This is a genomic window from Shewanella electrodiphila (assembly GCF_023283985.1).
GTDB lineage: Bacteria > Pseudomonadota > Gammaproteobacteria > Enterobacterales > Shewanellaceae > Shewanella > Shewanella electrodiphila.
In genome coordinates this window covers 144,121-156,863 of sequence record NZ_JAKIKU010000009.1, presented here as the reverse complement: position 1 = coordinate 156,863, position 12,743 = coordinate 144,121, and the positions used below count along the sequence as shown (strand labels likewise).

Sequence of the window (12,743 nt, the reverse complement as noted above, 5' to 3'; positions counted from 1 at the left end):
TTAGTTAAAAGGTTTTCTAATGAATCACACAGGCTTTCAGGCCAAAAAATTAATACAACTGGCATTGCCAGTATTAATTGCACAACTTACCCAAACAATGATGGGGTTTATCGATACTGTAATGGCTGGCAGAGTCAGTGCTGTCGATATGGCTGCTGTCGCAATTGGAACCAGTTTATGGTTACCAGCATTACTTTTTGTACAAGGTCTTATTCTCGCATTTACACCTGTATTTGCCCACCACCATGGTGCGAATAACCCGAAAGCAATACAGCCATTAATGTCGCAAGCTTTTTATATTGCCATAATAGGTACTATAGGTGTTTTGCTGTTCCTCTCATTTTCTAAAACCATTTTTACAATGATGGAGCTGGACCCTGAATTAGCAGACTTAAGTGCAGGATACCTACATGGTTTTATGTGGGGTGTACCTGCGTTCATCTTTTATCAAATTTTAAGAGGTTGCTCTGAAGGCATATCCTATACATTACCTACCATGGTGATTGGTTTTGTGGGTTTAGCTGTCAACATTCCCGCTAACTATATATTTATATATGGACACTTTGGCGTTCCAGCCATGGGCGGCGCAGGTTGTGGTATTGCAACAGCTTTAGTGTTCTGGGCAATGCTCATTGCTATGATGATTTACATGCAGTTTCATCAAAAGTTTAAACAAATCGCGCCTTTTAGTACATTGAACAAGCCAAACTGGAAAACCATTTGGGAAATGACTAAACATGGTATGCCGATTGCGATGGCATTGTTTTTTGAAGTTAGCTTATTTGCAGTAATTGCCCTTCTGTTAGCCCCTTTAGGCGCAACAGTGGTAGCAGGTCATCAAATTGCACTTAACTTTTCTTCTATCGTATTTATGTTGCCATTATCAATAGGTATTGCCGTTTCAATTCGCGTGGGCTACTACCTTGGTCAAGATAAGCTTGAGATCAGTAACTTGGTAACAAAAATTGGCCTATTTATCGCGTTTTCATTAGCTGTATTCACTGCAGTAATTACCGTCTTGTTCAAAACCCAAATTGCGCTGCTTTATAATAATAATCCTGAGGTTGTCGCCTTAGCGGGTAGTTTGATGTTCTTAGCTGCCTTGTATCAGTTGTCTGACTCTATTCAAGTCGTCGCAGCGGGGGCATTAAGAGGATATAAAGATACTCAGAGTGCGTTCTATATTACCTTGGTTTCCTATTGGGCTATAGGAATGACATTAGGCTATACCTTGGCAAGAACAGATTTGATTGTCCCTGCGATGGGCGCTCATGGTTTCTGGATTGGCTTAATCGCAGGATTAACCAGTGCTGCAATCCTTTTTGCCATAAGACTGCGATACATACAAACTTCAGGAAAATTAAAAGCGGTTATTTCTGATCACAGCTGATAAAGGTTAAGAGTTAAAAACCAATAAATTAATTTTCAGCATATAAGCTACGAATATTTAAGCTTATATGCTGTTATTAAGTTCAATGTGAACAGCAAATCACCACTCGAACACTTTTTTAGTTTTTTTACTTGCATCAGTCTCTGTATACCGTAATATATCGCTCGTTCCAAAGATTACATGAATTTGTTTTCTTGAAACAATACAACTGTAGCTCAGCTGGTTAGAGCACCACCTTGACATGGTGGGGGTCGGTGGTTCGAATCCACTCAGTTGTACCATCTCTTTTAAGATTGCTAAACATAATACAACCGTAGCTCAGTTGGTTAGAGCACTACCTTGACATGGTAGGGGTCGGTGGTTCGAATCCACTCGGTTGTACCATTTCTATTCTAAACTCTTGTATATACCCCAAAGTTAAATCCCATAACATACCTCCTTTGTGCCTTGTTTAAATATTGTTGTGTCACCATCCTCTAATTTTATCTTCTAAATTCAAATAATGAAAACAAGTGAATATCTATATTAGTTAGTTTGTTTGATACAAAACCTCTAACTAAAACACTAAAAATAAACTTGTGCCCACTTTGTGCCAGGATAATTTTTAACAGCTTTTATTTCTCAACAGAGAAATGACCACCACCGAATCCTGTGCTAAAGAAAAACTAAGAAGTAAGTTTTATGATAATTTAAAATAACCACTTAATTCTTCAAGACGTACTGAACCGGCATCTTCATATTTATTAATTTTGTTAATCGGTTAATAGGCGACAATTAGCTTGTCCGGTTTTAGTAATCTTTAGGCAAACATAATTCTTGAGAGATTTTTTAGCCTGAAAAATTCATAAGCCAACCACAGCTAATCTATAAATGTCTTTTCGTAAAAACCTAAACAGACCTAATACTCTGCCGCGGATAAGGCGGATTTTCTTCCCTTACAGCAAGACGAATTTATGCTGGCCAATACGACATAACCAAACTACTGAGCCAATACGCGACTAAAAAGTATCCTCTTAATGTTCTTTTGAAACAGCATGTGGTGCCATTGCTTGAAAAAGAACCTTCAGTACAGACCATTACATTAATCAAAAACTAGAAGCTATTGCACCTAGGCAAGAGATTAATCATCTCGCGTAAAAAAGATTTAATCAAAGGCGAATATCTCGTTGACGATTATGACTAGGGAAAGGACAAAAGTTTTCAATGGGAATTTAATTCATTTCAGTACCCTCGATTTTCCAAACTAGCTAAACGTTAAATTATTTTCAAAGTTATAGAAATAAAAAATTGAAAGTGAATTTATAATCTCATACATGGAGCGCATCATGACAATTAACAAAAAAAGCTCAACCACAACTCAAGCCATTTCGACTACCTGATGTTATTTTCCCGTTGTTAACCCATCAGGTCTTCCAGATGATTACTTTAAAAAATTCTATGAATACATGAGTTGCTCATCAGTACCGCATCCAGTCTATGTTTACGAACATGATTATTTCTGCTTTCTGAGCCTGCTAAACAATGGCTCATTAAAAATCACTTAATGTTTTTTAGACCATTACAAATTAAACCAGTTAGTCATATGGATAACTTCTCACATCACTTGGATTGTTAGCTATTTAGCTAACAGAAGGAAGAACTATGGCTAATCGTGAAGATATTGGACTTGAAATCAATAAATATAGAAAGGCAAAACAGCTAACTCAATTATAGCTTTCTAAATTGAGTCATATCAATAAAACAACAATTTCATAAATAGAAAATGGACGATTTACTGGCTCATTCTACAATTTGGAAATCATACTAGATATCGTTGGCCTCCAATTTGCTGTTGTTGAGAAAGTACACGTTTACCAGATTGGGATGAGATTGAAGATTTGTTCTCGGAGGATGAAGATTAATATCATTGTTGTAACTAACAGAAACTTGTTAATATATTGAAAGTGTTGCGATTAACAATAATGAGAGCAAGTGACGTGATAAGAAATAAACCATCAGAGCCTACAGACAATTGGGTTGGGCGTTCTATTTCACCTAGGTTCAATGACGAACTTAATCTTTGGTTTTCCACGATACCTGTTCTTTGCGGTATCATTCAATGTCTCTTTTTCTGCTTTTACTTTTTATATTTTGCAGGTCTAGTCTTTGTAGGCGGAGGTAGTAGTAAAGGAGGCGGACCCTTTGGGATATTATTAGTTTTGCTTTCTTTAGCTGTCTCTCTCGCACTATTAGCGGCTTTTGCAATGGGGCTTCTTTATGGTCTGGGTTCGGTAGTACTAATATTTGAATATTCACCTTGGCCCGTGTTCGCTTGGTTAGCGCTTATATTGATGGGCTCGGTTTTTAAAAATATAGCTAAAGTGAAAGAAATAGGCGATGACGAAAAACAGTATGCACTGCCCCAAACCTACTTTTGGGGAATGGGAATAACTGCTATGTTAATTGTAGGTTTAGCTAACTATGACGCTTCAATTGCAAATGCTGAGATACAGAGTGCAGATAAGTTTCTGATCCCATTTGCTGTTTTTGCGTGTTTTATTTCACTTTTTCACTGCATTGTTAAACCAGCAGTCACTTCCATTATTATTGTTTATATTTTTTTCTTCGTTAAAACAGATGCAGCTAAGTACTCCATAGAAAACAAGCCATCAGCCTCCCCCAAAAGAGCCTTACTTTACACTGCTATTGGAATGTTCATTATTTTACTTGTAGCCTTCTTCATATCAGAAAAAAATACTGGAGCGAATCACGATCAACTCGTAAATTCACCTGTTACTAAAAATAAAACAGAATCAATATCTAAGGCCATCAATAATACCTCCACAACAAAAAAAGTAACAAGGGCAACAACAAGCAATAAACCGTATGTGCAAAAGGTGCCCAAAATCGACTGGGACAGAGTTTATATGATACCAGGTGAGCATTTCTCTTATAAAAAATTAAATATTGGATTGCCTTATCAACAACTCATTAAGGCAGCAAGAAAAGGCGATAAAGAAGCAAAAATTCAGGTTGCCCTACTCTATATGCATGGCGTCGGGGTCACACGAGATTTTGATAAAGCAGAGTATTGGTTCCAGCAATCAGCAAGAGATAACCACCCTCAAGGTCAAAAAATGCTGGCTTACACCTATTATGGAAGCCAAAACCAAAAAGCATTTCGGTATTTTAAGAAGTCAGCCCTACAAGGTGATATGGAAGCACAATATTGGACATCACGTTTATATTACAGAGGCGAAGGGGTAAATATGAGTAAGAGCAAAGCAGAGTATTGGAATAAAAAAGCCGTGGCGCAAGATATGCAGAGTATATGGACAAAATAGTGACTGATACACTGTGTTCTTTGAAGGCGGAGAATGAAATATGATCAACGGTGCTAAATATTGTATAGATTATATGTTGTCATACACATCACTGCTTAAGAAACACCATAATTGTTTATGAAGATGTCACTAGATATGTTTGCTAAGTAAGAATTTAACTAACGATGTTTACAAAAAAACTAACAGCTCGAATAAAGCTGTTAGTTTATAAAACAACTTAGACAATCTAACCATTGCTTTAGGTTTATGTCTACTATAGGGAAAATGTCAGCTTGGGCATTTTCATAAAAACGTTTATACGCTTGCACTCCACCATTTTATTCCCAACAAAATTGTACTTTCTGAACAAGCATCACGGTAAAAACTTGAACAGAAAAAACCATGTTCAGAAATGTAGCTCAACAATTCTTTATTGGTAGCTTCAAATTCACTTAACTCTGTTTGACCATGAGCAAGATGGATCCCGCCAATAACCTCTCCTAGTGCCTGAACAACCAAAAAATCTAATGCTGATTGTTTGCTATTAAAAGCGAAGAGAACATCTGAGCGTTGATTTAAATCACGAATATCAGCAAAGTCGATATTATTTGGCATTTCATGTGAATAAAGCTTACCTGCAATATTCGCGACTACATCGCTAATAATAGCAACATCATTTGAAGGGTGTTCAAAAACAATAAATTCAGTGCCTATTTTTTTGCAGAGCTCAAATAGCTTTTTATTATCCTCAGGAAGGAGCCCTGATACCAACAAAGCATCAAAAGAAGGACTTGATAAGATATTGTCACAAAGAGAATTCAGCGGAATAAACTGTCCATGTTTCGCAGAATCAAGTTTTGGCAATGATATGGCTAACCTAAGTTCATCCATATCATCATTAAGTAGTTCAAACATCATATCTCCTGATAAAGCGATATGTATAACGCCCATTAAAAGTCAGATAATAGATGATTAAAATGAGCATAGAAGCAAAAAAAGAAAATTGTTAACTGTTCCACTTTGAGCCACTAATGAACTAAACCGTTCTCAGCAGAATCAATCATTAATTCGGTCATAACTATTTCAACTTACCATGGTGTTTTAATGTTGCTAGGTTTGACTTCGAAGTTATCATCTCTGCCAAAACTATACTTTTGAGCCTAGATAAATTGACTAAAAAATAGTTTGTAGGCATAAGGCATTACTCTTAATAAGCAGTAAGCCTCACAGCGCTGATCAACTTAGGATTAAGAGGCATGCCACTACACAAAAAAGCCCTCGTCATGTGGAATGAACGATTCAATCATGTCACTCCTTTCCTATTCCACATATCTGAATATAAGAGAAAATCAAACAACTTCTCTTTTATTAAATTATAAAAATAAAGCTTCTATTTCGTCGCTAATCAACGACTCTTTATCAACCAGTGTATTAGCGATATGATCAAGTTGGTCACGATGCTCAATTAACCTTGCTTCCGCAGATGCCTCAGCATCTAGCAACCATTGTCGAACCGCTGTTTGCGCTTTCAGTAGGAGATCACTCTCTTCAAATTTTGTTAATAAACCCACATTAACTGGCCCAACAGCAGCATCGAGGCCACCTTCATAAATGACATGCATAGCTAATTTTGTTGCTTTTTCTATATCACTTGTGGCGCCAGAGCTAATCTCATCTACGGAGCCGGTATATATTTTCTCAGCGACACGTCCAGCGAGTAATACCTCTAAGCGATGTTTAACCCTGATGCTAGATAAACTTTCATATTCATTCGCAGCTCGTGTTGAAACAAAGCCCAAAGCATTATTACGTGGCTCAATAGTCACAAAATCAATTGGTTGCTTAGGGAATAACATTTTTGTTAATAGTAAATGCCCCGCTTCATGATAGGCCGTGCGTTGCTTCTCTTGTGCGCTTAAAATTATATGTTCTGATGGTAAACCATAGCTAACTCGTAGCATGGTTTGTTTAATATCTTCACTTGTTAAAGCTTTGTTTTCACCCACAGCTTGATAAATCGCTTCACGAAATACCTGCTCTATTTCTGCTGATGACATACCTTGAGATGAAGAAGTAAGTTGCTTCAACTCCTGTTCTGAAAACACTATTTGGTGCTTATCTGAAAAACGTGCGAAGAATTCCTTTCTCGCATTGACGTTTGGTAAATCACAAAAAATAGTTTCATCAAAGCGCCCAGGCCTTAATATCGCACTATCAAGCAATTGTGGATGATTAGTTGCTGCTATTATAAATATTGGATCACTTTGTGGCGTAAAACCATCCATTTCAGTGAGTAAAGCATTCACCGTTAAGTTTCTATCTCTGTCTGCACCTTGAGTTGAACGACTCCTTTGACCCGCAATCGCATCAATTTCATCAATGAAAATAATCGAAGGGGCATATTTACGTGCAGTGGCAAAAAGTTTCTTAATGTTTTGCGTGGTGCCACCAGAATGGCTTTCTGATAATTCAGAAGATGATACGCTAAAAAATGGTAATCCACTCTCTCCAGCAAGTGCCTTTGCTAAAAATGTTTTACCTGTACCTGGCGGGCCAGCAAATAAAAAACCACTCGGGACTTTAACGCCAAAGTTAGCTAACTTTTCTGGTAATTTCAACCAATTAACAACATCTACTAATCGTTTTTTAGCCCGTTCCAAGCCTATAACATCATCAAGTTTAAAATTAGGTAAGCTATGTTTAAACAGTTCTCCCTCTTTTAAATCATTACTCTGAACCAACTGATTGACTGAGAGCCGCTTATAGTTTGCTTGGAAAATATCCCCCACTTGAGTCACTTCACATTGATACTGTAACTGTTGATTTCTACGCGTCATATTGAATATATTATTTTCTGTAGAAAGGTAATAGTTAACACGATTTAGCATGTTAGAGAATAAAACTGAAAAATCACTAAGATTGAGTCTAAAGTGTTCACGCACCTCATGTGCTGAGTGTTGTTCTATTTGTTCATCATCTAATTTTACAAGTTGATATGTAAAGATAGGCGTTTTACTGTTAAGGGCATACAAACCTGAGATGACATCAACCAACTGAATATCATGATTATTAATAGTATCAACATCTATTAGCAATGCATCAGGATGAGAAGACTCAATAGCATGACGCAAACCAGCTAAATCCGTACATAATGAAATATTACAGGCTGATTGTTGCTCTTTCACCAGTTCAAATACTTTGGAATCATCGTCCAGCAATAACAATTGGACTGGCTTATCGTTACTTTTTTCAAGTTGCTCTATGCTAACCTTAAATTTAATTTGTTTATTATCGTCTGAGAAATAAGGAATAGCCTTAGTGAGGATCATTGATTTATGTTTAGCGAAACAACTTTTGAGAGCACGTACTGAAATATCTGGTGACATACTTTTTAGCATTAAACTAGCAAATTCCTGTGGCCAATCATAAGAAATTTGTGCCGTAGATGATTCAAGCTTATTCACTTCCACTTCAGCAAGGCGTATTAAATGATTTACTTTCAATTCAGAAAATAAAATCGGAAAACCTTTTGCTAAACGGTTAACGAACTCTGGCGATAGTTTTGTTTTATTGGAAGGATTTTCAGACTGACGTAATAGTTCAAAAATGCTTAACTCTGCATTTTGAGGGTTATTTTGAAGTACATCCTGTCCTAGGTTTGTGGTAAATATGATAACGCATTGGCTAAAGTCAACTTCTTCCTGACTAGTTTGATCTTTTGCTTTAGCACTATCCAAAACAGACAGTAATGATTGTATAACAGTGCTATGTGCTTTTTCAATTTCATCAAACAGTAATACTTGCCTAGGTTGTGATCGCACAGCCACTGTCAACATGCCTAAACTTGAATCAACATATTGAATACCAGAGCCAAATAACTTCATGGCATCCCGTTCATCAGAATACTGCTCCATATTGAAAGTATTAAACGCATAGCCCGTTTTTTCAAACTCATTGACTTGTGATTGTAGCTGTGATGCTAGGTAAGTTTTACCAACGCCTGATGGCCCTGCAAACGTATAAATTAAACGTGGTCCATTGGAGGACTCAATACAAGACGTTAAGTACCCTTGACAGAGTTTCGTTACTGCCGCCTCTTGACCTATCACTTTATCATTAAGGGCCTGCTGTATCTTGCTACTCGCAATAGCAGTCTTTATCGTATTATTACCATGTTGATTCATCTCCAAAAATGCCTTCATTCTTGGAGATTGTAACTCAACTAGACTCGTGACAAAATCATCTATATTGAAGCTATCATTTTGAATTGAGGCTGCAAAACATGCTGTAATTGAAGTATTAAATTGCAGATTTACAGCATACTTTTTAGCACACATAAACCAAGTCGTTGTCGTACCATTCACATCAAAACTGCGTGTTGTTGCTGTTAATTGTAATTTTTCACGTAAGGCGTAAACCTCTTTATCAAAAACAACTTGATAGCTTTGGCAATTAAAATAATCTGCAATTTTATCGAGTATGACACTATGGTTAACAATGGCAGAAAACAGCAGTAACTCATCAACAGGCAATGTTACATCTTTTTCCATATCGGCAATGTTAGTTACTTTCAAGTTATCAGAAAGATAACTTGCACATGCCAGTACAGCCAATTCCTGGAAAATCTTTTTATCTACTCCGTTTAATTTTGGGTAAGCCTCGGTAATCGAAAACGAACCTTTAGCATAAGTTTCTGATTTAACTTTAGAGGCTTCAATCGCATCCGCTATGACCGAACTTAGAAAATATTCATTTTGCTTATCGATAAACGTTGTAGATAACGACGGTATAGTAATGTGATTAAAAAGGAATTCAAAGTGTATATTACTATCAAAGACTTGATTTTTTTCTGAGCCAGATAACTTGCCTCTGACATACTCAGCCATTCGATTAAAGTCGTATCCTTTGTTCTGTGCATCATTACCATCGACTATGTCAAACAGGTGTAAAATACATTCAACCCCTTTCATCTCCTTAAGTAGGTGAGTGATTGCTTCAACATTCTTAATATTTACATTCTTTGCTTCAATATAAAATAATGAATTTTGATTGAAAATCAATTCAAAGGTTACCATCTTATCCAATAGAGTTTTGTCTGCTAATACTTTTTCGATTAACAACAAAAGTATTGGTAAAAACATATCTGGCTGACTTATTTTTGTATCGGATATCAAAATATCCCCACAATATATATTTGCGTTATTGAATGCTGTACGGGTGATGTTTAGTTGACTCATTTCTAAGTTCCATTACTAGTGAAATAAATTGCTAATTTAAGTTGTAAACTTTTACCGATTAGAAGCGCTCAACAAACATCATAGCCTGTGGGAGATGGTGTATTATCTGCAAACAAAAATTATTACAAGGTATTGTAATAAAATAATTTATTACTACAACGATTATATTTACACAAGTACATTATAGAGAAAATTAAGGAAACCTAAAAGCTAACAGGAATATATAAAAACAACAGAATGACTCTAATAAATTACCAGTTTCCAATAAAATTATTCGAACTAAATCCTTTTCTAGTTGTTAGATGGGTACTATCAACTTATCTGAGTTCGACGAATAATAGCCGCAAAATTAACCTTAAGTTAAATTTTGGACATGACTAACCTGCATCCATTCAGAAAAGGAGCGTTCACGTAGGGTTCGATAATGTTTAGCTTGCAGTAAATGACGACCAAAACGGAACAGGTTGTTTACCACCCCATGACAAATAATAAACCGTTGAGCATGACCTTGAGATTTAAAGTTACGCATCTGCCTTTTACTGCTGTCGCATCGGTTGGTGTGATAACTCACATCGATTATTCTCATATAAAATTATAAAGTGCTCAACACTTGGGGGGAATTCATTTCTTGCTGCTAAATAACTCGCTAATTTATCCGTAACGACATTTAGCAGTATCCCATTCATACTGAAGTGTTCAATGAATACTGGCTACAACATTAGAGCCTGCCTAGCTTATTTCTGTCGGATAGGCGGCGCCTGTTACCAAGTGTCGCCCTCCTAATAATCGGGCCTGCAACTTTCACTGCATACGGCCAAGTTTCCACTATGCCGAGTTCTGTTAACCTGCCCCCCTAAATCGCAGCCAAGTAAGTTCGAGCCTAGAGTTTCTGCTTTTAATCGGGTGACACTTAATAGCCTAACGCCCTAACGCCCTAACGCCCTAACGCCCTAACAGCCTTAGACTGGACGTTTTTTATTCCTGAATATGGCATCGAATTGCGGTGCGTATTTAATCACCCAACGGTTCAGCGTTGAGTTTATTTCATCAACGTTGTGACAGTAGCATCGTTTGATCGTTATTACAGATTAGCAAATAACAATACACTACTAATAATTGAATACAGTGTTAGAAAACAAGCAAGACAAGTAAATGGTTTCCTAAATATCAGTTTTTTTAACTGATAAACGGGGGTCATAGAATATTCATCGATGGGAAAGCCAGTCTGATATTGTTGCAATACACGGCGGAATTGCAGAGCATCTTGGTATCGATTTTCAGGCTTAACAGAAAGTGCTTTACTTAACACTGCATGTAACTCTTTATCGCTAATTTTGTGCAAATCTCTTTGCTCAAGCTGATCGCTGGTTAAAAGGTAAAACAGAATCGCTCCCAATGAATAAACATCCGACATCGCTTCACAGTGTTCACCTGCTATTTGCTCAGGTGCACTCCAATTCTTTGAGAATGCTTTAATGGTTTCCCTGTTATCAGCTTTAGCAGTGGTTTTAAACTTCTTAGCCAGGCCAAGGTCTATCAACACCAAATTTCCTTGGTTGTTGATAATAATATTTTGTGGTTTTAAATCACCATGATAAATATCTCGATAATGCAAATAGCACACAGCTTCGAGGAGTTGCATAAAAACATCTATTTTTTGTTTCTGATTGCACTTACTATTAGCTAGCCATAAATCTAAGGATTCACCATCGATATAATCCATGACAATACAAGCATGATCTAATACTTCAGATACACCATAAATACTGCAAATATTGGGATGATCTAATGCCATTAAACTTGATGCTTCACTAAAAAACATCGCTGTTTGTTGGTGACTATTTAACTTGTCACGACGCAGGATTTTAACCGCCGCTTTATGAATTTCATTTTCTGTTTGATCCGAATTAGAAATAGTTTGTTCTGCATGGAAAACCAAACCCATACCACCAGTGTCAGAAAGTAAACGTTTAATCCTAAACCCCATCACCTCCTGAGCGATGAATGATTGCCATGGCGTGTGCGCTGGGCTTGTTACCTGCTGTGATATTAATTCACTACTAGAGAGAGGTATATCATCAACCTGTAACATCCTTTCTAACTCATCAGCTATAGCTGAGTCGATGTTTTTAAGCTTAGATAATTGTAACTGCTGCTCAGCGGAGCTTAAACTAGAAAGCTCTGTATACAAAGTGACGATATCTATCATTCGACTAACTTTGCTCTTAACCAAGTAACGGCAAACTTTAAATCGTTATCCGCCGTTCGAGTCGATATCAACAGCATATCTGCAATCTGTTGATGTGAGATCATAGCAAAGTTTTTGAGTTCAAAAACCTCAGACTGCCTAGGATGATTTTCGCGCAGAAGATCTAATGCATTGACAAGATCAATACTCTCATCCCAATTAGGTTGATGTCCCGTGACCTGTGTTATTTCAGATGCTAAAAATGCTCGTTTTGACTGTTGTTTATTAACGAAGGATTGGTGAGGTTTACCAAACAAAAGGTGCCAAACAGACACGCGAATATAATCAAAAAAATCGTGACGACTTTCAAAAGGTAACTCATCATTTCGCCAGCGATGTAATTTGATGATCGATTCACTCGCAAGCTCAGTAATAGAGGCATCGTGTAAAATAGTTTCGTTAGGTTGTTTTTTTTGCAGATATTTAGCCACAATTGCACGAATATCTTGATAAGCGTACTCAAGAAACTCCTTACTTTTGCTTTCATCCCTATTCTGCCAACCAATCAATAATTCAGTTGCATTATCTAACTCTTTTATTGACACCTAACACCCCTTGATATTCAT

At 36.8% G+C, this 12,743-nt stretch carries 6 protein-coding genes, 2 tRNA genes and 2 pseudogenes; 4 read left to right on the top strand and 6 right to left on the bottom strand.

The features are described 5' to 3' along the window. The first annotated feature begins 19 nt into the window (after positions 1-19). The 4 genes from L2737_RS16280 to L2737_RS22470 all read left to right on the top strand — a co-directional run bounded on the left by L2737_RS16280 (position 20) and on the right by L2737_RS22470 (position 4,713). Positions 20-1,390 (top strand): MATE family efflux transporter, encoded by a 1,371-nt coding sequence (locus tag L2737_RS16280; protein ID WP_248956411.1) that lies wholly within the window; start codon positions 20-22, stop codon positions 1,388-1,390. Positions 1,391-1,594: 204 nt separating this feature from the next. Further along, a tRNA-Val gene (locus L2737_RS16275) sits at positions 1,595-1,671 on the top strand. Positions 1,672-1,697: 26 nt separating this feature from the next. Further along, positions 1,698-1,774 (top strand) — tRNA-Val (locus L2737_RS16270). A 1,592-nt stretch (positions 1,775-3,366) separates the two neighbouring features. Next, complete coding sequence (locus L2737_RS22470; RefSeq protein ID WP_248956410.1) at positions 3,367-4,713, top strand: tetratricopeptide repeat protein; 1,347 nt, start codon at positions 3,367-3,369, stop codon at positions 4,711-4,713. Between the two features lie 294 nt (positions 4,714-5,007). Here the strand turns inward: L2737_RS22470 and L2737_RS16260 are convergent, their stop codons facing one another. From L2737_RS16260 to L2737_RS16235, 6 genes and pseudogenes are all read right to left on the bottom strand, one after another. Continuing rightward, complete coding sequence (locus L2737_RS16260) at positions 5,008-5,556, bottom strand: hypothetical protein (RefSeq protein WP_248956409.1); 549 nt, start codon at positions 5,554-5,556, stop codon at positions 5,008-5,010. A gap of 509 nt (positions 5,557-6,065) precedes the next feature. After that, the gene (locus L2737_RS16255) at positions 6,066-9,929 is read right to left on the bottom strand and encodes an AAA family ATPase (protein WP_248956408.1); all 3,864 of its coding nucleotides are present in this window, start codon (positions 9,927-9,929) and stop codon (positions 6,066-6,068) included. 355 nt (positions 9,930-10,284) lie between these two features. Then, a pseudogene (locus L2737_RS22520) lies at positions 10,285-10,600 on the bottom strand (DDE-type integrase/transposase/recombinase); the annotation flags it as partial. Positions 10,601-10,891: 291 nt separating this feature from the next. Beyond that, a pseudogene (locus L2737_RS16245) lies at positions 10,892-10,969 on the bottom strand (IS6 family transposase); the annotation flags it as partial. 41 nt (positions 10,970-11,010) lie between these two features. Next, on the bottom strand, positions 11,011-12,138 hold the full coding sequence (locus L2737_RS16240) for a serine/threonine-protein kinase (RefSeq protein WP_248956406.1): 1,128 nt from the start codon (positions 12,136-12,138) through the stop codon (positions 11,011-11,013). Next, positions 12,135-12,722, bottom strand: coding sequence for an ECF-type sigma factor (locus L2737_RS16235; protein ID WP_248956405.1), 588 nt, complete (start codon positions 12,720-12,722; stop codon positions 12,135-12,137). The genes L2737_RS16240 and L2737_RS16235 overlap by 4 nt, the downstream gene beginning before the upstream one ends. Positions 12,723-12,743: the final 21 nt, after the last annotated feature.